We start from the raw sequence: 18,869 nt of genomic DNA, 5'->3' as shown, positions 1-18,869 counted from the left end.
CCACACACCGGATTGACAGTCAGTTAATGCTGCAAAAAACAGGTACCAACCAGTTCTTAGAATATGAACCACCACACCCCTCTCCAAGTGTATTCCAGGAGGACCAGTCGCCATCATGATTTACTTTTCCAATTTCAAGTGGCCAGTTACCTCCACAGTAGTTCGCACATACCCTTAAAGTCGATCCGGCATTTGCCTTCCACACACCGGATTGACAGTTATGTAATTCAAACATGTGATATCTTTCCTGATTTTTCAGGGGAGTATGATGGCGGTCAGGAATCGGATAAAAAAAATGGCTCTGGGAAAGGCCCTGGATAAATATTTCAGCAGCGTCTCTGTGCATAAGCGCGGACATCTACAGGAGTTTTATCGAATCAACGTGTTAAAACGGTCTGCTCTGGCCATGAAATTCATGGATGAAATTTCATCTGTAGATATTGCGGATTACCGTGATTCCAGGCTCAGCACAATCAGTCCTCGTACTGGCCGAAATATCAGTGCAAATACTGTCAGGCTGGAACTGGCATTACTTTCCGCACTATTTAACCTTGCACGTATTGAATGGGGAACCTGCTCTCATAATCCAGTTGAACATGTACGCAAACCTGCCGCCTCTCCAGGGCGCACCCGACGTCTGACCTCCACAGAGGAACGTCGTATTAAACATGCTCTTCGTAATAAAAATGAACAACTCCTCGCCATTTTTCAAATCGCGTTAGAAACGGCCATGCGTCAGGGTGAAATACTTTCACTGAGATGGGAGCACGTTGATCTGCATATGGGGGTGGCTCATTTGCCCTTGACAAAAAATGGTACAGCCAGAGATGTTCCTCTTTCCTGGAAGGCCCGGCAGGTCTTGAAAGAGTTCGCTGGGCCGGTTTCTGGACCAGTATTCAGTTACACATCCAATGGATTCAAAAGCGCCTGGCGTACCCTCCTGTCTGAAACTGGTATAGATGATCTTCACTTTCATGACCTTCGCCACGAGGCGATTAGCCGGCTCTTCGAGCTTGGCACCCTGAATGTCATGGAGGTAGCGGCCATTTCAGGACATAAAAGTATGAACATGCTCAAACGATATACTCACCTGCGCGCCACACAGCTGGTTAATAAGCTTGACGCACGCCGCCGTCAGGCACAAAAACTTGCGACAATTTTCATACCTTATCCTGCAGAGATCGAAGAGGTGGAGGGGCAATACTTTCTGCGTTTCACCGATCTTGAGCATACGATTATTAAAGCTCCAACCCGGGAAGAGGCGGTTCTGTCAGCAGGGGCAAGTCTCCTGCGTATTCAGGCAATCGCAGCGCAAGCAGGCAAAAGACTCCCACCACCGGGGGAGATTAACGTTCGGGACCCTAAACTTGTTTTAATAAACCCTTTTGTGACTAAAGAATCATTTCTTGCTGCCTAAACATTGCAAAAGCATTTGCAAAAAGTCAGGAGTACCAACTAAAGCAACAATCTGATGGTGTTTTGTCACCGCATCCCACGAGTTGGCATGCGGCTTTTTCACCCATCTAACCGTTAATTTTCACTGCTGATTTCCGGCTTGCCAGCGTCTTCCAGAAATTTTCACAAACGGCTAATGAGTTAACCATCGTTATTCGTCGCGCATTTTTGCACCTTATGGCCGTTCTGCTGTGCAGCCATAAGGAATCCCTGTATGTCACTCAGTCATGCCTCGCCCGAGGAACTGCTCCCTGACGCTCCTGAACATCAGGCCGGAGAGTCAGAGGCGCAGCCCGTCGCTGCGGATAAGCCCCGAATCCGGCTTCCGTTTAACCACCGAAAAATCATCAAAGGTGGCAGCATCGTTTTGCTTACTGTCAGTCTGACGGGTTCCCTGATCGCGCTGGTTGTCATGGGGCGTCAGGTATCAGACCTGACTATACGCGTTAACACACTCGATGCGGCGTTTCGCAGCGGCCAGATTGGTCAGCTTGCCTCCAATGTCTCATCAATGGAAGCGCGCCTGAAAACACTTGAGCATCAGACAGCCGCCTTAGCCTCACTCCCTGCGGAACTGCAGTCGGCCGGTGATGAACAGGCCAGCCTCAAAAACGCAGTCAGTCAGCTGCAGGATGCCGGCAGCAGCAACGGCCAGGTGGTTGCTCAGCTGCAGACGCGCTTAAGTTCTCTGGAGCACGATGTTCAGCAGTCATCCTCCGCACTGAGTGAGCTCAACCGGCAGCTGGCGCAGAAAGCGGCTGATCCTGAGAAGAGCCGGACTGCCACTGAAGCAGCGAAAACCCGCGCGGCGACACCTGCAAAAAAGATTAACCGGTCAGCCAGGCGCACGGTGACGCTGGCTGCACCGTTTGTGCTGACCGGCATTGAACGCCGTGGCGGGCAGACCTTCGCCGTTGTCATTCCGCGCGGTGCTTCACAGATATCCGCCATGCGCCTGCTTTCACCAGGTGATTCCCTGCTTGGATGGACACTCCGGTCAACAGAGGGAAGTCGCACCGCGCTCTTTACGGTTAACGGCAGCCAGCAACGGCTGAATATTGAATGAACGGAGATAGATCAGTGATTAAAAAAAGCTTACCTGCCGTGCTGATTCTGATGTCATTTCTCTCAGATGCGGCAACGGTTCAGACGCCGTCAGCGCAGAGCAGCGTATCCCCGCTGCAGGAGTCCTCATCGGGCACGCTAAGTTCTCAGCAGCAGGCGCAGCAGTGGGGACTTTCTGACAGCGACTGGAGCCGTTATCAGACGCTCATGCGAGGCGAGCGCGGCATTATGTCTCCCGGTCTCGATCCTCTTACTGCTCTGGGCGTGGAAACCAGCAACAGCGCTGAGCGTCGTCGTCTGGCCGAGCTCTGGGTCAGGCATGAATATCAGCGAACTGAAAAAGAACTGGCCTTCCAGCGCGAGATCAATGCCGCCTGGCTCCGCCTGTATCCCGAGACGCTGGCCGTAAATATGGGCAGCAATGCTGCAGGGATAGCACACGATACGCAGGGACGGCTTGCACTGTTTGTTAAAGAGAACTGCTCCCGCTGCGATGCGCGTCTTGCGGCTGTTCTTGCAGACGATCGCCCGGTTGATATTTATCTGGTCGGCGGAAACAGCGATGAGGCCATCCGCGCCTGGGCTATCCGGCATAACATTCCGGTGGAAAAGGTTCGCAGTCGCCAGATAACACTTAACCACGACGGCGGCCTGTGGCTGCGTTACGGACAGGGGCAGATGCCTGTGATTCTGCAGCAGGGGGAAAACGGATGGCAGCTCGCCGCGTTCTGATGGTTGCATCTGGTCTGCTGCTGGCATCGGCAGCTCACAGTGCGCCGGCACTCCAGGTCATTCCGGATGCTTACCGTGAAATTGCTGCAGCCGAGCGGGTACCTGCTGAATCGCTGTACTCGCTCGCTATGGCTGAAAGTACGCGCAGTACCGCATGGGGAGCAAAGCCGTGGCCCTGGACCATCAACGTGGCAGGCAGGGGATATCACTATGATACCCGGGAGGAAGCTTTCACGGCGTTGCTCGGATTCATGCAGCGCTGGCCACTGAAAAATATCGATGTCGGGCTGGCGCAGGTGAATCTGGGATGGAATGGCCATTTCTTTGCCACCTATCGTGATGCATTTGACCCTTATACCAATCTTCGCGCTGCTGCCCGTATTCTGCGGGCCTGTTATGACGCCCGTCCCGGAAGCTGGCTGCAGGCTGCAGGTTGCTACCATCACCCTGCGGGCGGGCGCCACGCCGCAACCTATATGGCGATAGTGCGCCGCAAGCTCAGCCAGATTGCGCCAGCCGATATGCCCTCCCGCAGTGAGCAGCCTGTCACCCTTGCCCGTTCAACACTTACCTGGATTGAACCTCAATGAAAATTCAAATCCGTAATATCCTGCCGGTGACGCTCCTCCCTGTCATGCTGATGGCAACGTTTAGTGCATTTGCAGCGCTCACCGTTATAGGGGATCTTGGCGGTGAAAGTACCGCACCTTTCTTCGACGCAATTAACGCGGCTCCTGCGGGCGATCCGGCCGCAACAGCGCTTCCTCCGCCTCCTGTGTCGCTTTCCATTTCCGATATGCTGCCCGTCAGCACACCAGAAATGTCCCCAGGGACCGTGACTGCCAGACCACTAAACCTGCCGGGGATGCCACCGGTATTTGTGCTGGGTGACGATCCCTCATCCCGCAGCTGGCTACAGCTGAATGCCGCTGAGCTTATGCGTATGCAGGCAACCGGCATGATTATCAACGTGCAGGATGAAAGCAGCCTGAAATCGCTGCGTCAGATAGCCCCGGCGGTTGAAATGGTGCCTGTCAGCGGCGGAGATCTGGCCCGCCGGCTGGCGCTGACACATTATCCGGCGCTGATCACCGCAACAGGAATTTCACAGTGATGCCGGCAACCCTTTTCCCGGAGCTGTTCAGCCAGCATCGTGGCCTGCTTGTCCTGTTAATCGCTTTTGCGACTGCACTGGGCCTTCTGATATCAGCGCGCCGTTCTGTCACCCAGCGCCGTCATCGTCGCTATCAGAAACAGGCTGCCCGGGCGCTGCTTCGCCTGTCCCGGCTGCGCGACGAGCCGGCGCGGATAAGCTGGCTTCGCAAGATGAATCCGTATGTGTTTGAAGAGATGTTACTGACAGCGCTGTCACGGCAGGGGCTGCGTATACAGCGCAATGCCCGTTACAGCGGTGATGGGGGGGCCGATGGGACCGTCTGGATCAATGGTCGCCGCTTTCTGATTCAGGCCAAGCGGTACAGTGCAACCATCAGTGCGGCACACGTTTCTGCATTCGGGTTGCTGACAGAGCGCGAACGCTGCTCTGGTCTGTTTATTCATACCTGCCGTACAGGTGAGGTGAGCCGGGATGCCTTTCGACATTACAGCGGCATCACCCTCATCAGCGGCCAGCGGCTACTCTGGCTGCTGGCTGGCGATCGGCGCTGGATGGACTACCTGAACACCCAGTCACATTGTCAGGCCCCGCGACAACCTCCCACAGAAAAACACGCTTCTTCCACAACTGTTCATGATTAAGAGGGAGATAACAATGTCTGGTTTTATGGCGAGTAAGAATGACAACCTGCTGCAAAGCGCGGCAGAGGTTGACCGCAAAATGAATGCTGCCGCAAAGCTTACCGGCTCTTCTGGGTGGCAGACCAGCAGGGAGTTTTCATGAGCGATCGTTATGTCATGGAGTCCCTGCTGCGCCCGGCGGTAGAGCTCTATTCCGCTACGGTTGCGGCCAGTGCGACCTGCATATGCCTGACCGCCCCCTGGGCGGTGGCACTCGCGCCTTCCGTAAGCTGGGTTACGGCTGCCGGCTTCGGCGTCATTGCCCTGAAGCGGACCCGTCAGGGCATGAAAATTTTGCGCTACCGGCAGAATATCCGCCGTCTCCCCCGTTACGTGCTGACCAGCGATCAGATCCCGGTCAGCCGGCGCCATCTTTTTCTGGGCAAAGGGTTCCAGTGGTCGGCACGTCATACCCAGCGACTGATGGAGGCGCGTCGTCCTGAATGCGAAATCTACGTGCAGCCCTCCGTGCTCTACCGCATGGCACGCGAAATGGAAAAAAGGATGGAATACAGCCTCCCCTGGCTGTGCCGGCTGACGCGTGCAGATATGGCACTCAACCCTTTTCGACCATTGCCGCCGGTTGGCGGCAGCCCGATTTATCACGGCGTCGAGCCTGATGAGACGACGGTGACCTACGATCTCGGCGAACGCGTCGGACATATGCTCGTTATCGGCACCACCCGCGTGGGCAAGACCCGTCTGGCGGAGCTGCTCATCACCCAGGATATCCGACGTAAAAACGCCACCGGCGATCATGAGGTGGTCATCGTGTTTGACCCCAAAGGGGATGCTGACCTGCTGCGCCGGATGTACGCGGAGTCGCACCGCGCGGGTCGTCAGGATAATTTCTGGGTCTTTCATCTTGGCTGGCCCGATATCAGCGCACGGTACAACGCCGTCGGACGCTTCAGCCGTATTTCGGAGGTGGCGTCACGCGTGGCCGGACAGCTCTCCGGTGAAGGTAATTCCGCCGCATTCCGGGAATTTGCCTGGCGCTTCGTCAATATCATCACGCGCGCGCTGGTCGCCCTCGGTCAGCGACCGGATTACGGCCTCATTCTCCGCTATGTCACCAATATTGGTGAACTGTATGAAACCTACGTGGATAACCTGCTGAGTGAAAAGGCACCGCAGCTGCTGAATACCGCAGAGGCCTTGATGCAGAAAGGGATCAGCGATAAGGACCTGCCGCGTCATCTTCAGGGCAGGCCTAACGGCGCGAAAATCTGGGTATCGGAGCAGGTACTGGGCAGCCCGGAGGGGAAAAAGCTCTGGGACCCGGTGCTTGATGGTCTGCGCAGCGCAGTCCAGTACGATCGCACCTACTTCGATAAAATTGTGGCCTCCCTGTTGCCGCTGCTGGAGAAACTCACCACCGGTAAGACGGCTGCGCTTCTCGCGCCCGATTACACCGACCTGGACGATCCGCGCCCGATTCTCGACTGGCACAATATCATCAAGTCACGTGGCGTGGTGTATGTCGGCCTCGATGCGCTCTCTGATCCGGTGGTGGCCGCGGCCGTCGGCAACAGCATGTTTGCCGATCTGGTCTCTGAGGGCGGTCACATCTACAAATTCGGGCTTGGCGATGAGGAGGAAGGAAAATCCGCAAAGGTGGCCATCAACCTGCACTGCGATGAGTTCAACGAGCTGATGGGGGATGAATTCATTCCCCTCATCAACAAAGGGGGCGGCGCCGGGTTTCAGGTGACCGCGTACACCCAGACCCTGTCCGATATCGAGGCACGGATCGGCAGCACGGCTAAAGCAAATCAGGTGGTGGGGAACTTCAACACGCTGGTCATGCTCCGCGTGCGCGAGAAGAACACCGCCATGCTGCTCACCGATCAGCTCCCTGAAGTGGACGTTTACCAGAAAACACTGACTTCCGGCGTCACGGATGTTTCCCGTCCCGGGGAAGGAACAGACTTTAACAGCAACGTTAATGACCAGGTGAGTCTGGTAAAAGTCCCGATGATTAGCCCTGCAGATATCATCAATCTGCCAAAGGGGCAGGCCTTTGCGTTACTTGAAGGGGGGCGGTTGTGGAAAGTTCGCATGCCGCTGCCGGCAGATAATGACGATCCACATATGCCTGCCAGTCTTAAGCAACTGTCTGACAATATGGAAAAAAACTACCACACCGGTGAGACATGGTGGACGGGTGGTGACATGCCGTTGGCAGGAGGTCCGGATGTCCCAGCATGATGGTGACAGCAGACAACGAAGCGCCCCTGCGCGCCAGCGGCAGTCAGGACCGATTGGGCTGCTTCTGTGGGATTTTCCGGTGGGCCTTATAGGCGTGCTGCTCGGATCACTGCTCGTCAGCCTGCTGATTGAATATGCCTGTATCGCGCTGTTGTGGCCGGAGGAAGGCGCCGCCCACAGCTACCGGGTGATGGTGGCTGAAAGTCACTGGCTGTCGGAGGGGTATACGCGCAGCCTGCTGATGGCCGCTCCGGTTGAGACGGTCAGCCGCTGGGTGCATGTAGCGTGGCAGTGGCTGTTCGTGGACAGCGGATTCAGCGGCTGGCTGCAGTCATTTAAAGCCCTGAGCGAAAAAGGCAGCGGGCTTATTCCGGCGCTCAATGGGCTGGGTGCTTCACTGGTGAGCTGGCTGGCTGTGTACCTTCAGGCCACAGTCTGGGTCACGCTGATTTTCTTCATCCGGGTCATGATCCTTTTTCTCAGCCTGCCGCTGTTTGCGCTGGTTGTCATAATGGGCGTGGTGGACGGGCTGGTCAGGCGTGACTTACGGCGATACGGCGCCGGCTATGAATCAAGCTTTGTCTATCACCACGCCAAGCGCTTTATTAAACCCGCTCTGTATGGTCCCTGCATGCTCTACCTGGCATGGCCAACAGCTGTGTGGCCAAATCTGTTGTTACTGCCTTCAGCACTGCTGGTTGGTGGCGTTCTGGCGGTGGTAACGGGGTCATTTAAAAAGTATCTCTGAGATACCGCGCGTTGTACCATTTTCGGGATGCTCCCCGAGGGCCCGCAGCTGGTGCGGGCTTTTTTTATGTTTTTTAGATTGCGGCGTTTCGGCGGCCCTGAGTCTGGCGGCGGCATGGGCATTAAATCTGATGGGAGACTTTCGATTAAAGCATCTCAAGTTAGTGTCGATAAGGGATAGTACAACAATTTGAACATCAAATGTCCGCATCAAAAGATGCATTTTTTTATGCCCGTGTTAGACTGACGAAAAGAAATAGGAGGTGCGAGATGACTACATTACGGCGTATGCCAGCCCTCAGCCCGGAAGAAATCCGCAAAATTTCTGAAAAAGCCGTGGAAAATGTCGCTGCACAGAAAATCGTTACGACTAACTCAAAAATGCCATTGGTACACAGTCCTGATGGTTGTGCGCTGTCACGCAAAGTAAGCGCGCGAGCTTATAGGCGCACGAAAGATGCGGCTTCGTTAAATGCAGCGGCATCAGGCTTAGTTGAACGAGCTCGCGCGCTGGCTGGCTCTGTATTATCTCAGAGCAGCGGGCGTCAATATATGCAGGATTCATTTAATCAGGTACGCAAAACCAAAAAAGCGTAACTCCGCTTTATCGACAAAAGCCCCTAACGAGGGGTTTTTTTTTGTTTTTGGTGAACTATGGCTCAGCAATCTAAACAGTGGATTTTTACCGAACTGGTAAAAGACCCAAATAACATCGAACAACTGATTTCATATGCAATTTATAAAGGGTTCAAGGACGAAATTGCCCGGAATGCCCGCGCTGCTGGAAAAACAGAACCAGAAATAGAAACGGAGCTGATGGCATATCATGATCAATGCCTCAAATCGCCGAGACAGTTAGAAGTTTTCCGAAAGAGCGCTAAGGATACGCTGGATGGGTATATAGCCCGGGTAAATGGCGAATTGGAATCACGTTTGAATAAAATATTTGCACAGCAAGAGGCAGACTACCATAAGCAGATCAAAGCTCTGGAAAAGGACAAAAAGGCGGCTGAAAAAACGGCGTTGAATCAGCTGCTGGCGGGGGCAGAGAAATATAGCAAACAGGTCACAAAACCGGTGGGTGCTATTGAACATATCCAGAAATATTCTATGGCGTTCCTGAGATTCATGTTTTCGGGCGTCCCAAAACTTTTTGCGACAGCATTCTCGGTGTCATTAATGTTTGCTGTATATGGCTGGGCTAGCGGTGATGGCACATCTGCTGTCCGCACAGGCTTGCAGAAGTGGATAGATATGACGTTTCCGGCAAAAGAAGGGAAAAATGCGCCCAGCGAGGCAACCAATAATGCCCCGCGAAATGGTGCGGGTCCAACTGATTAACGGCGGCGGCTCGATTCGGTATAATCTCGAACCTCCGTTCCTCGCTCACAGCAGACTGAAAGTTTCAGTCTGAGCTGGTACACCTCTTAATGAGCGATGATAAGCGCTATATATGAAGCTTACTCTAAAGGCGTGCACGTTGAGTACATTAATCATCCCGGGCAGTTACACCTAAATTTTCGACAGTACATAAAGAATTTTCTGCTGTAAGCCTCGCTGCTTTGCGTCACTCTCCCGACGACCAGATAACCGGGAGAGCCTCATGCGTCACACCAGAAACCTCATTGCCCTGCTGATAACCACACTTCCCGTCCTGCAGTGTCACGCCTCCGAGAAAGACGAGCTGGCGCTGGTCATGCGTCAGCTGGATCAGGTGCAGGCCGGGCTTGACCGGGCCCGTGTCGCGGCAAACCAGACTCAGGATGCCCGCTTTTATTTCGACTATCTGCAGGCGACACGCGATATCACCACCATGAAGCAGGGTATTTCCGCCTATCTGGAACCCTCCAGGGCACAACCCGCATCCCGGCAGTCCGCTGTTACCGGCCAGTATCGTGCTGAGGAACCCGCATGGCGATGAACGGCGCGCAACTGAACGGGTGGAGCGCCGGCACCGGCAGCAGCCTAACGCCCGGACAACTTAACACCCTCATTCTGGGGTTGCTGGCCGTCGTCATTCTTCTGTTCTGCGCCTGGGCGCTGGTTCAGGCCTATCGCGGGATTGCCTCCAAATCCGTGACGTTTCGTCAGTTCAATGAACTTGCGGTAAGGCTGATCGTGCTTTACCTGGCAACGCTGTTTCTGTTTTTCCACTAAAAGGACACCTCAATGAAATCCACATTACTCAGGCTTTACCACTCTGCATTCGCACGCGCCGGGCTGTTGCTGACGGGTTTTCTCATCAGTGGTCAGGCGCTTGCTGATCTCCCGCCGGTTGAGCAGCCTACGACCGGCGGTGGCGGTGGCACCTATAACACCATGATGGGGTACGCCAAAATGGGCGGGCTGGCACTCGGGCTGTTGATAAGCGTTGGGGCCTTCCTCGCGGTCGCCCATGCCGTCATTACCTCTTTCCACGACATCCGTAAGGGTAAAGGCTCCTGGACGGAATTCCTGCTTTACGGGGTGGTTGGCATCATTCTCATCCTCGCCGTCATCTATCTGGCCACTAAAGCCTCTGACATTTTGTAAGGAGCCAGCATGGCCGTCATCGACTTCCTTCCTGATCGTCTGAACAATCCGCCCGTGGTGTGGAAAGGCTTCACGTCTGGTGAGTTTCTTCTGGCGGCCATCATTGGCGTCGTCGCCGGCATTCCACTGGCGGTGCCGCTGGCGCTGGTGCCATTTATCGGCTGGCTGGCATTTCCCACCTGCATGCTGCTGATGCCGCTCATTGTCATCTTCCTGGGTGGCGGCTGGATTGCTGGCTATAAACGTGGCAAGCCGGAAAATTACATCTGGCAGCGGCTGGAGGAAATCCGCTGCCGGGCCCGCCTTTCACGTTCACTGGTACTCGACAGCCGGGCGTGGGAGATGAAGCGAACCCGGGCCATGCCGCAGAGAGGTGAGCGATGAGCCGGTTTCGTAACGGTATGACCGCGCGTGATAATCACATCATTTCGCTTCGCATCGCCTGTGTGCTGCTGTTCGCCGGCCTGCTGGTCACGGGGATTGGCTGGATGCGCGCGCCTTCCGAACTCACCATCCATAACCCACCGGACCTGCGATCGGGCAGCACGCGAAAATGGTGGGAGGTTCCGCCGTCCACCGTATACAGCTTTGCGTTCTATATCTTTCAGCAGCTGAACTCATGGCCCAAAAATGGTGAGGTGGATTATCCGGCCAAAATTGCCCAGATGAGCCCTTATCTGACGCCGTCCTGCCAGGACTTTCTGAATAAAGCCGCAGAGATGCGTAAAAACAGCGATGAACTCCGGGACCGCGTACGCGTAGTGTATGAAATTCCCCGCCGGGGCTACAGCAGCCGCAGCGTCACTATTCTCGATCAGGACAACTGGATCGCACGGCTGGATTTAGTGGCAGACGAGTATTACCACACCGAGTCGGTCAAGCGCGCGCTGGTCCGGTATCCCCTGAAAGTGGTGCGCTGGGAAGGTGATCCGGAGCGCAATCCCTTTGGGCTGGCGCTGGATTGCTATGCGGCTACGCCTCAGCGGCTTGAAGCTGTCACCCTGCCTGAGCCGGAGAAAAAGTGATGGGAAACCGGATGAAAAAGTATTCACTCATTTTTCTCGTCAGCCTGTGTTTTCCCTGTATGGCGAACGCCGTCGAGCTGATGAAATGGGAGCGTATCCCGCTGCAGGTCCCCCTGACGGTGGGCCAGGAGCGTATCGTTTTTGTGAATAAAAACGTGCGCGTTGGCTTTCCGCCCTCGCTCAACAACAAGCTGCGTATCCAGAGCAACAGCGGCGTGGTCTATCTTGATGCCAGCGAAGCGTTTCCGGTGACGCGACTTGAGCTGCAGAACAAAGAGAACGGGGAGATTATCCTGCTGGATGTCTCTGCGGCACCCGGTAAAACCACGCGTGAACCCGTGAAAATTGTCTATGACGGTGAAGTGGCCACCGTATCTGCCAGTGACAGGCAGTCCGTCAGCAGCGACGGGGACAGCACCGGACGTCAGGCGAAGCAGCCGGATGTGGATGCTCCTCAGCAGGATCGTAAGCCCGCAAAACTCAATGCTCCTCTGCCTGTCGTGCTGACCCGCTATGCGGCTCAGAACATGTATGGTCCGCTGCGTACGGTTGAACCGGTGCCGGGTATCAATCCGGTTTCACTAAAGCTGCCGTCAGCTGTTACCACACTGATGCCTTCAGAACCCGTCAGCGTTACACCGATGGCAGCATGGAGCCTGCAGGGCAGCAGCGTGGTTGCGCTGCAGGTCCGTAACCGTTCAACCGGCAAAGTGATTCTCGATCCGCGCGCGCTGGAGGGGCAGTTTATTACGGCCACCTTCCAGCACCGCTGGCTCGGCCGTGCAGGTACGCCCGAGGATACAACGGTTCTTTATCTGGTTACGTCCGGGCGCCCGGAGGGGGCATTCATTGCCGAACCGCCGTCGCAACAGCCTGCTGACAGCCGTAAGCGGAGAAAAAAATAATGAAAGCACCTGCCTCTAATCTCATCGTTAAAATTGCCGTGCCGGTGGTGCTGGCCGGCGCCATTGTCGTCGGCGTGAAATCATGCTCAGGGGGCGGAAATCATCCGGCGATGACAGGCAACGCAACCAGTTCCGCGCTGAAAGACCTGTCGCCGGAAGACCTCAAGGCTGCGGGGATCGAGGGTGACACGCCGCAGGACACGCTTCGCACGGTGGTGGGAAATTTCCGCAAAGTTCAGGACCGTCTTGATTCGCTCGCGGACGATAACAAAAAACTCACTGACGAAAATAAAGCCCTGAAAACCACCAACAGCAACGTGGACGCACAGATCAGCCAGGCGGTGAGCAATGCCCGCAATGAGGAAGCGCAGAAACGCCAGCAGCTCAGCGCTCAGGTCACGGATCTCAGCTCACAGGTCAAACGGCTGATGGATCAGCTGCAGAATGGCGGTGCCGGCACGGAATCCGGAAAAACCAGCAGCCCCGGCAGTGATATTCCGATCGGGCTGGGCTACGACAGCGGGCTGAACAGCGGCGCTTCCGGCGTATCGTCTTCTTCTGATGGCCTGCAGTGGGTTGAGCCCAGAGACGGGGTATCCGTTGATGCAAGCGGCCGGCCGGTGACCGACAGCAACAGAAACAACGCGACCGGTTTCTCCTTTGCCACTTCGTTTTCCGAAGCGGGTGAAGCAGGAAAACAGGCGGCAGGAAAAGCAACCGCAATGGTTCAGACTCAGCTTACGGATGCGCAGAAGGCGACCGTTCCGGTATTTACGCTTCCGGAAAACTCCACGCTCGTAGGCAGTCAGGCGATGACCGCCTTACTGGGGCGTATTCCCGTAGATGGTAAAGTCACTGATCCCTATCCTTTCAAGGTCATGATTGGCAGGGATAACCTGACGGCGAACGGCATCGAGCTTCCCGATGTTCAGGGGGCAATCGTGTCCGGTACCGCGACGGGGGACTGGACGCTGTCGTGCGTGCGCGGGTCTATTACCAGCATCACGTTTGTCTTTACCGACGGCACCGTCAGGACGCTGCCCTCTCCGGATGGCCAGAACAGTGGCGGCAGCCAGAACAGCGGCAACGCGAACGGTAATAACAGCAGCATTGGCTGGCTGTCAGACGACAACGGCATTCCCTGCATTTCAGGCACGCGTAAAAGCAACGCCTCAACCTACCTGCCAACCATCACCACACTTGCGGCCGCCGGTGCGGCGGGTGATGCCGTGGCGGAAAATCAGAATACCGGCCAGACCAACGCCTACGGTGGCGTGACTTCAACTCTCACGGGTGATGCCGGTCAGGCCGTGCTGGGCAAGGCGCTTTCCGGCGGCATGCGGGAAACGATCGACTGGGTGAAAGCCCGCTACGGACAGACATTTGACGCCATTTATGTACCGCCGGGTCAGAAGGTGGCGCTGCATATCACGCGACAGCTCGCCATCGATTACGAAGAAAAAGGCCGCAAGGTTAAATATGACTTCAGCCTGGCCGGCAATGGCACAGGCATGGACTGACGGGGATTCCAATGCAAAACACCAACCTTGAGTATCGGGTGGGGTATACCCCACTCAGTGGACGGCTGTATGCCGGTTATGTCCGGAAAGATAATGGAAAGTGGGAGGGTTCTCCCCATGAGGTGACCGACTGGGCCATGTTTGCGGTTGGCCAGAAACTGGCCCGGGAAGAGACGGATATGCTGTTTCCCCTGCCTGACGGTCGGGTGATGCGAGTGTCTGCAGTCATTACGGACCCTGAAACGACGGAGGATGCGAATGCACAGCGCTAAACCCCGCCTGGTGTTGCCTCTGACACTGATGCTGTCGTTATTACTGGCCGGCTGCAGCACGTCCAAAGACGAGATGCTGCCGCCCGGAGACAGCAGCATGCTTGAGCTCTGGAATGATGGCGCCTCTGCGACACATGCAACCGGCGAAAGCCGCACCACACTGCGCCGTCCGGTTACGGACAGCGAACGCGTTATTTCTCAGCAGACGCGCGAAAGCTACAGCCGCACGCAGGAAAACGAAATTCAGCAGACGTTTCCGCGCCTGCCTAATCCCGACATGGTCATGTACGTGTTCCCGCACCTGGCCGACGGCAATACGCCGGTTCCCGGCTACAGCACCGTTTTCCCGTTTTACAGCCAGGTACAGTATGCGCTGCCTGGTGAGCGCACGGAGGATCTTTAATGGCTTTTTCTCTTTTTCGCCGTCGGGCCGACGCGCAGGCGCCGCATCAGTATGGAGATGGTCCGTTTTCCATTAACGGGCATGAACCGCTGACGCGGGAGGGGCGGCTTACCCGCCGTGATGAAGCTAAGCTGTATGATACTGCGCCTTCCATTATCGACCACATCCCGTGGGGCGAGTATCTTCCTGAGCACCAGTGCATCCTGCTTGATGATGGCGTATCGGTCGGCGCTGTTTACGAAGTGATCCCGGTTGGGACCGAGGGACGACCAGACTCACGGCTTGATGAAATTCGTGACGTGGTGGAAAACGCCCTGCAGGACAGCCTTCCGGAGCTGGATGCTCACCAGTGGGTGGTGCAGTTTTACTGCCAGGACGAGTCAGATCTGACCGTCTACATGGACGGAATCAGGGGGTATGTGAAGCCCAATGCTCAGGGAACGGCTTTTACGGAAGCCTGGCTGACAGAGCAGGAGCGGCATCTGCAGAACGTGGCCAGCGAAAAGGGCCTGTTTCTGGATGAGGCCGTCACCGGTGCGCCCTGGCGCGGCCAGATCAGACGTACACGTATGGTGATTTACCGCTGGGTTGAATCACCGTATCGCGACCCGATGGCACCCGAGGTGTTGCTAAAACAGGTTTGCGATCGTCTGACCTCAGCAATGAGTGGTGCGGGTATCCAGTGCCGGCGTCAGAACGGAGAGCAGATCCACAGCTGGCTGCTGCGCTGGTTCAATCCCGATCCGAAATGGGTGGATAAAGCGACACTTTATCGTTGTGCAAAACACACTGACGATGCGCCGGGTGAATTACCTCTGCTGAACGATTTCAGTGAAAGCCTGTGGTTCACCCGCCCGCGCAGCGACGGGGAGAAAGGTGTCTGGTGGTTTGATGATGTGGCGCATAAAGCTGTTCCCGTGGCGCGTCTGCGTAATGCGCCCTCAACAGGTCACCTGACGGGAGAGGTCAAACGCGGTGAACATATCAATGCCATTATGGACCTGCTGCCTGAGGGCACCGTGCTTGCCCTGACGCTGGTCATTCACCCTCAGGATAAGCTGGAGGAAAACTTTGCCCGCCTGAGCCGCGATTCAATGGGTGAAAACGTGGACTCCCTACGCGCGCGCGAGGATGCCGCCACAGCCCGCACTTACCTGGGTAATAAACATAAACTGTATCGGGCTGCCATTACCCTGCTGATTAAAGCCCGGGACCTTCCATCGCTGGATAAGCGCTATCTTGATCTCAGCAGCAAGCTGCTCAACTGCGGCCTTGAGCCGGTTAACCCGGAGCATGATATCGGTCCGCTCAGCACCTATATGCGCGCATTACCCATGTGCTTTAATCCGGCACAGGACCGGCATAACTGGTATACGCGCCTGATGTTCGTGCAGCATTTTGCCTGCCTGGCACCGGTCTATGGTCGTGATACCGGCACCGGCAACCCGGGCTTCACCTTCTTTAACCGGGGCGGTGGCCCGCTCTCGGTCGATCCGCTTAACAGAAATGACCGCACGCAGAACGCGCATCTGATGCTGTTTGGGCCAACCGGTGCCGGCAAGTCCGCAACCGCGCTGGTCAAGCTTGCCCAGATGATGGCCATCTATCGCCCACGTATTTTCCTGATAGAAGCAGGCAACAGCTTCGGCCTGTTTGGTGATTACTGCGCCTCTCTGGGACTGAGCGTACATCGGGTCAGTATCAAGCCCGGTAAAGTTATTTCTCTCGCACCGTTCGGTGACTCACATCTGCTGATGCAGGCAAAACCGGATGAACTGATCATCAGTGAAGACGCTCTTCCGGATATTGATGACGATGAAGATAAGGATGAAGAGCGTGACGTACTCGGTGAAATGGAAATTGCCGCCCGCCTGATGATCACCGGCGGAGAAGCTGCAGAAGAATCACGATTAACACGCGCAGACCGTGGCATGATCCGTGAGGCTATCATGATCGCCGCCCGCACGGCTTTTGAGGAAAGCCGGCAGATGTTGCCTGAAGACCTGATGTTTGCGTTGCAGAATATTGCCCGGGATAGCAGCCAGGGAGAAGACGGCCGGGAAAAGCGAACTGCGGCACGTCGTTCACGCGCGGAAGAAATGTCCGAGGCGCTCCGGATGTTCACTGAAGGCTTCGAAGGCGAACTCTTCAACCGTCCAGGCACCCCGTGGCCAGAGGCTGATGTCACGATCGTTGACCTGGGTACGCTGGCCCGTGAGGGCTATGAGGCGCAGATGGCCGTTGCGGTCATTTCGCTGCTTAACTCAATCAACAATATCGCTGAGCGCGATCAGTACAGCGACAGGGATATTATTGTGCCCATTGATGAAGGACATATCGTAACGACTAACCCGCTGCTCGGACCTTACGCGACAAAAATTGCCAAAATGTGGCGTAAGCTGGGCACCTGGCTCTGGATTTTCACCCAGAACCTCGAGGATTTCCCTGATACCGCAAAAAAAATGCTGAACATGGCGGAGTGGTGGATCTGTCTGGTAATGCCTCCGCAGGAGGTCGAGCAGATTGCCCGCTTCAAGACGCTGACAGCTGAACAACGGGAAATGCTGCTTTCAGCGACGAAGGTCCCCCGGAAATATACGGAAGGCGTCATTATTTCAGAGAAGGTGCAGGCGCTCTTTCGTGCGGTTCCCCCCAGTCTCTACCTGGCGCTGGGGATGACTGAAAAACCAGAGAAAGCCGAGAGACGACAAATCATGAACGAATTAAATTGCAGTGAGCTTGAGGCTGCGTTTCACGTTGCGCGCCAGCTTGATGAAAATCGCGGACTGAGTATCTGACAGGGGAACCCATGAAAAAACTGACTATGGCACCGCCAGTGGTCGTAGCGGACAAGGCGCTGATTGCGTCTGTCATTTTTACCGTGCCACCGCAGGGGACGGCATCAATTGGTCAGTCCGACAGTGTCTCACTGGAAATACTGCAGCGCCAGATCACAAGTCGGCTTGATAAGCCGGTTCTGATTTCAGTATTCCCTCACCGCGTTGGGCGCCGCAGCTGCGTGGCGGTACATCTGACGGATGCCGGCGGGAAAAAACTGGATATTCTCATCACGGTAACCGGTAACACGCTGTGGCCTGGTGAAGCTGAGTTCGAAAGCAGCCTGCGCTGGAATATCTGCGTGCCGGATGCCACCGATATGTTATGGGTGCTGAAGGAGATCGACAGAGTTACAGACGGCGAGGTGTTCAGTTAAATCGGCCCTGCCTGTTTGTCAGGCAGCGGTTTCAGACTGTCTGACAAACAGGCAGGCTGCGGGTGCGGGCGGCATAGAGCCCGCGTTTATTTTGACTCATTCGGGTTGAGCCTTTTCAAACTTACTTTATTGACTGCGTAATTACACCTGACTTGACTACCCATTTGCATTTTACTTGGCGACCGTTTGCAGATTACCTGACCATCGCCAACTAAAATTGGCGTATGGCTCACATCTTATGACGAAGCCCGAACTAAACGGCAGCAGTGTGCCAAAAGCGGAAGTAGCATATGAACTCGTATGTTAAAACCGACCGTATATGCTCCTGAAGTTTGGGATACAAGACTCTCAAACCGGCATGTCAGACCGTTGTCAGGTTACTGTCGGGTTACGATCGTGGGCGTGCAGGATTGTCTGAGCAACACTGTGCGCTGACCACTTTCAATTTGTAGACATAATATGAGTAATACAAACAAATTTAGATCGCGGCGTCTTGCGCGAGCATGGTCCCAGGAACAGCTTGCCGAACTGTCCGGACTGAGTGTGCGCACGGTGCAGCGTATTGAGAATGGCGATCAACCCAGCCTGGAAACACTGAGCGCCCTTGCAGCTGTATTTGAGGTGAGCGTTGCGGATCTTTCTGGCTCTGACGCGCATGGCGATAACGCGCTCGACCAGAGAATTGCCGAAGCGAAGAGCAACCTGGCAGAGGAAGGCCGTTTTTACCGGTCGGTTATTACCGCTGTCGTTGTTTGTGCGCTACTGCTTGTTCTTAACCACTTTACGGCCCCGGCCAGCGTATGGTCATTGTGGGTATCAGGGATCTGGTTTGCACTGCTGGTTATTCGTGGTATGAGAACGTTTGTTTTTCGCGGGCTGATTAGCCGCTGGCAACAGAAGCGGTTGCGGCAGATGCTGCGGCGATAAGCGCGATTCGCAAAAGTAGTCTTATGTTAAATCGAGTGCTGTAGTGTGCTTGGTTGGTTGTTTA

The 18,869-nt window shown here is 55.5% G+C and carries 23 protein-coding genes; all 23 read left to right on the top strand.

Annotated features, from left to right (window positions below):
• Positions 1 to 268 precede the first annotated feature (268 nt).
• The 23 genes from F3J41_RS13380 (at position 269) to F3J41_RS13275 (ending at position 18,805) form a co-directional block, all read left to right on the top strand.
• Positions 269 to 1,417 (top strand): site-specific integrase, encoded by a 1,149-nt coding sequence (locus F3J41_RS13380; RefSeq protein WP_166711505.1) that lies wholly within the window; start codon positions 269 to 271, stop codon positions 1,415 to 1,417.
• A gap of 252 nt (positions 1,418 to 1,669) precedes the next feature.
• Positions 1,670 to 2,521, top strand: a complete 852-nt coding sequence (locus F3J41_RS13375; RefSeq protein WP_104187929.1) for a plasmid transfer protein — start codon at positions 1,670 to 1,672, stop codon at positions 2,519 to 2,521.
• A 17-nt stretch (positions 2,522 to 2,538) separates the two neighbouring features.
• Positions 2,539 to 3,252: a TIGR03759 family integrating conjugative element protein gene (locus tag F3J41_RS13370; protein ID WP_166711503.1), complete on the top strand. Its 714-nt coding sequence runs from the start codon at positions 2,539 to 2,541 to the stop codon at positions 3,250 to 3,252.
• Positions 3,231 to 3,842, top strand: coding sequence for a transglycosylase SLT domain-containing protein (locus F3J41_RS13365; protein ID WP_088515945.1), 612 nt, complete (start codon positions 3,231 to 3,233; stop codon positions 3,840 to 3,842). The genes F3J41_RS13370 and F3J41_RS13365 overlap by 22 nt, the downstream gene beginning before the upstream one ends.
• A complete protein-coding gene (locus tag F3J41_RS13360; protein ID WP_166711478.1) occupies positions 3,839 to 4,366 on the top strand; it encodes an integrating conjugative element protein in 528 nt (175 codons plus the stop codon). The genes F3J41_RS13365 and F3J41_RS13360 overlap by 4 nt, the downstream gene beginning before the upstream one ends.
• The gene (locus F3J41_RS13355) at positions 4,366 to 5,010 is read left to right on the top strand and encodes a restriction endonuclease (protein ID WP_166711501.1); all 645 of its coding nucleotides are present in this window, start codon (positions 4,366 to 4,368) and stop codon (positions 5,008 to 5,010) included. The genes F3J41_RS13360 and F3J41_RS13355 overlap by 1 nt, the downstream gene beginning before the upstream one ends.
• A 13-nt stretch (positions 5,011 to 5,023) precedes the next feature.
• A complete protein-coding gene (locus F3J41_RS23570) occupies positions 5,024 to 5,152 on the top strand; it encodes a hypothetical protein (RefSeq protein ID WP_255412135.1) in 129 nt (42 codons plus the stop codon).
• Positions 5,149 to 7,260: a type IV conjugative transfer system coupling protein TraD gene (gene traD, locus F3J41_RS13350; RefSeq protein ID WP_166711476.1), complete on the top strand. Its 2,112-nt coding sequence runs from the start codon at positions 5,149 to 5,151 to the stop codon at positions 7,258 to 7,260. The genes F3J41_RS23570 and traD overlap by 4 nt, the downstream gene beginning before the upstream one ends.
• Positions 7,247 to 8,008 carry a TIGR03747 family integrating conjugative element membrane protein gene (locus tag F3J41_RS13345; RefSeq protein ID WP_166711474.1) on the top strand — a complete coding sequence of 254 codons (762 nt, stop codon included), beginning with the start codon at positions 7,247 to 7,249 and terminating at the stop codon, positions 8,006 to 8,008. The genes traD and F3J41_RS13345 overlap by 14 nt, the downstream gene beginning before the upstream one ends.
• A gap of 269 nt (positions 8,009 to 8,277) precedes the next feature.
• Positions 8,278 to 8,604: a hypothetical protein gene (locus tag F3J41_RS13340; RefSeq protein WP_166711472.1), complete on the top strand. Its 327-nt coding sequence runs from the start codon at positions 8,278 to 8,280 to the stop codon at positions 8,602 to 8,604.
• A 57-nt stretch (positions 8,605 to 8,661) separates the two neighbouring features.
• Positions 8,662 to 9,348 (top strand): hypothetical protein, encoded by a 687-nt coding sequence (locus F3J41_RS13335; protein WP_166711470.1) that lies wholly within the window; start codon positions 8,662 to 8,664, stop codon positions 9,346 to 9,348.
• 262 nt (positions 9,349 to 9,610) lie between these two features.
• The gene (locus F3J41_RS13330) at positions 9,611 to 9,928 is read left to right on the top strand and encodes an RAQPRD family integrative conjugative element protein (RefSeq protein WP_166711468.1); all 318 of its coding nucleotides are present in this window, start codon (positions 9,611 to 9,613) and stop codon (positions 9,926 to 9,928) included.
• Positions 9,919 to 10,164: a TIGR03758 family integrating conjugative element protein gene (locus tag F3J41_RS13325; protein ID WP_058770096.1), complete on the top strand. Its 246-nt coding sequence runs from the start codon at positions 9,919 to 9,921 to the stop codon at positions 10,162 to 10,164. Before F3J41_RS13330 ends, F3J41_RS13325 begins: the two co-directional genes overlap by 10 nt.
• A gap of 12 nt (positions 10,165 to 10,176) precedes the next feature.
• Positions 10,177 to 10,539 (top strand): TIGR03745 family integrating conjugative element membrane protein, encoded by a 363-nt coding sequence (locus F3J41_RS13320; RefSeq protein WP_104187946.1) that lies wholly within the window; start codon positions 10,177 to 10,179, stop codon positions 10,537 to 10,539.
• A gap of 9 nt (positions 10,540 to 10,548) precedes the next feature.
• A complete protein-coding gene (locus F3J41_RS13315; protein ID WP_104187948.1) occupies positions 10,549 to 10,923 on the top strand; it encodes a TIGR03750 family conjugal transfer protein in 375 nt (124 codons plus the stop codon).
• On the top strand, positions 10,920 to 11,564 hold the full coding sequence (locus F3J41_RS13310) for a PFL_4703 family integrating conjugative element protein (protein ID WP_166711466.1): 645 nt from the start codon (positions 10,920 to 10,922) through the stop codon (positions 11,562 to 11,564). The genes F3J41_RS13315 and F3J41_RS13310 overlap by 4 nt, the downstream gene beginning before the upstream one ends.
• A gap of 11 nt (positions 11,565 to 11,575) precedes the next feature.
• Positions 11,576 to 12,469 (top strand): TIGR03749 family integrating conjugative element protein, encoded by an 894-nt coding sequence (locus F3J41_RS13305; protein ID WP_247656287.1) that lies wholly within the window; start codon positions 11,576 to 11,578, stop codon positions 12,467 to 12,469.
• Positions 12,469 to 13,989 carry a TIGR03752 family integrating conjugative element protein gene (locus F3J41_RS13300; protein ID WP_166711462.1) on the top strand — a complete coding sequence of 507 codons (1,521 nt, stop codon included), beginning with the start codon at positions 12,469 to 12,471 and terminating at the stop codon, positions 13,987 to 13,989. The genes F3J41_RS13305 and F3J41_RS13300 overlap by 1 nt, the downstream gene beginning before the upstream one ends.
• A gap of 11 nt (positions 13,990 to 14,000) precedes the next feature.
• The gene (locus tag F3J41_RS13295) at positions 14,001 to 14,261 is read left to right on the top strand and encodes a hypothetical protein (protein ID WP_166711459.1); all 261 of its coding nucleotides are present in this window, start codon (positions 14,001 to 14,003) and stop codon (positions 14,259 to 14,261) included.
• Entirely contained in the window at positions 14,248 to 14,664 is a 417-nt protein-coding gene (locus F3J41_RS13290) for a TIGR03751 family conjugal transfer lipoprotein (protein ID WP_104187956.1), read from the top strand. Before F3J41_RS13295 ends, F3J41_RS13290 begins: the two co-directional genes overlap by 14 nt.
• Positions 14,664 to 17,462 (top strand): conjugative transfer ATPase, encoded by a 2,799-nt coding sequence (locus F3J41_RS13285; RefSeq protein WP_166711458.1) that lies wholly within the window; start codon positions 14,664 to 14,666, stop codon positions 17,460 to 17,462. The genes F3J41_RS13290 and F3J41_RS13285 overlap by 1 nt, the downstream gene beginning before the upstream one ends.
• 11 nt (positions 17,463 to 17,473) lie before the next feature.
• Entirely contained in the window at positions 17,474 to 17,878 is a 405-nt protein-coding gene (locus tag F3J41_RS13280; protein ID WP_166711456.1) for a hypothetical protein, read from the top strand.
• Between the two features lie 459 nt (positions 17,879 to 18,337).
• A complete protein-coding gene (locus F3J41_RS13275; protein WP_166711454.1) occupies positions 18,338 to 18,805 on the top strand; it encodes a helix-turn-helix domain-containing protein in 468 nt (155 codons plus the stop codon).
• The last annotated feature ends 64 nt before the right edge of the window (positions 18,806 to 18,869 follow it).

Origin of the sequence: Pantoea sp. Ap-870, assembly GCF_011752515.1 — a bacterium.
Lineage (GTDB): Bacteria > Pseudomonadota > Gammaproteobacteria > Enterobacterales > Enterobacteriaceae > Pantoea > Pantoea dispersa.
This window is presented reverse-complemented; position numbering and strand designations above follow the sequence as displayed.

Bases quoted from the DNA above. Each gene is read 5' to 3' on its own strand.
- F3J41_RS13305 (WP_247656287.1), top strand. From the start codon at position 11,576: ATGAAAAAGTATTCACTCATTTTTCTCGTCAGCCTGTGTTTTCCCTGT.
- traD (WP_166711476.1), top strand. From the start codon at position 5,149: ATGAGCGATCGTTATGTCATGGAGTCCCTGCTGCGCCCGGCGGTAGAG.
- F3J41_RS13275 (WP_166711454.1), top strand. From the start codon at position 18,338: ATGAGTAATACAAACAAATTTAGATCGCGGCGTCTTGCGCGAGCATGG.
- F3J41_RS13360 (WP_166711478.1), top strand. From the start codon at position 3,839: ATGAAAATTCAAATCCGTAATATCCTGCCGGTGACGCTCCTCCCTGTC.
- F3J41_RS13335 (WP_166711470.1), top strand. From the start codon at position 8,662: ATGGCTCAGCAATCTAAACAGTGGATTTTTACCGAACTGGTAAAAGAC.
- F3J41_RS13345 (WP_166711474.1), top strand. From the start codon at position 7,247: ATGTCCCAGCATGATGGTGACAGCAGACAACGAAGCGCCCCTGCGCGC.
- F3J41_RS13325 (WP_058770096.1), top strand. From the start codon at position 9,919: ATGGCGATGAACGGCGCGCAACTGAACGGGTGGAGCGCCGGCACCGGC.
- F3J41_RS13355 (WP_166711501.1), top strand. From the start codon at position 4,366: ATGCCGGCAACCCTTTTCCCGGAGCTGTTCAGCCAGCATCGTGGCCTG.
- F3J41_RS13365 (WP_088515945.1), top strand. From the start codon at position 3,231: ATGGCAGCTCGCCGCGTTCTGATGGTTGCATCTGGTCTGCTGCTGGCA.
- F3J41_RS13315 (WP_104187948.1), top strand. From the start codon at position 10,549: ATGGCCGTCATCGACTTCCTTCCTGATCGTCTGAACAATCCGCCCGTG.
- F3J41_RS13330 (WP_166711468.1), top strand. From the start codon at position 9,611: ATGCGTCACACCAGAAACCTCATTGCCCTGCTGATAACCACACTTCCC.
- F3J41_RS13295 (WP_166711459.1), top strand. From the start codon at position 14,001: ATGCAAAACACCAACCTTGAGTATCGGGTGGGGTATACCCCACTCAGT.
- F3J41_RS13280 (WP_166711456.1), top strand. From the start codon at position 17,474: ATGAAAAAACTGACTATGGCACCGCCAGTGGTCGTAGCGGACAAGGCG.
- F3J41_RS23570 (WP_255412135.1), top strand. From the start codon at position 5,024: ATGTCTGGTTTTATGGCGAGTAAGAATGACAACCTGCTGCAAAGCGCG.
- F3J41_RS13320 (WP_104187946.1), top strand. From the start codon at position 10,177: ATGAAATCCACATTACTCAGGCTTTACCACTCTGCATTCGCACGCGCC.
- F3J41_RS13310 (WP_166711466.1), top strand. From the start codon at position 10,920: ATGAGCCGGTTTCGTAACGGTATGACCGCGCGTGATAATCACATCATT.
- F3J41_RS13380 (WP_166711505.1), top strand. From the start codon at position 269: ATGGCGGTCAGGAATCGGATAAAAAAAATGGCTCTGGGAAAGGCCCTG.
- F3J41_RS13285 (WP_166711458.1), top strand. From the start codon at position 14,664: ATGGCTTTTTCTCTTTTTCGCCGTCGGGCCGACGCGCAGGCGCCGCAT.
- F3J41_RS13300 (WP_166711462.1), top strand. From the start codon at position 12,469: ATGAAAGCACCTGCCTCTAATCTCATCGTTAAAATTGCCGTGCCGGTG.
- F3J41_RS13290 (WP_104187956.1), top strand. From the start codon at position 14,248: ATGCACAGCGCTAAACCCCGCCTGGTGTTGCCTCTGACACTGATGCTG.
- F3J41_RS13340 (WP_166711472.1), top strand. From the start codon at position 8,278: ATGACTACATTACGGCGTATGCCAGCCCTCAGCCCGGAAGAAATCCGC.
- F3J41_RS13375 (WP_104187929.1), top strand. From the start codon at position 1,670: ATGTCACTCAGTCATGCCTCGCCCGAGGAACTGCTCCCTGACGCTCCT.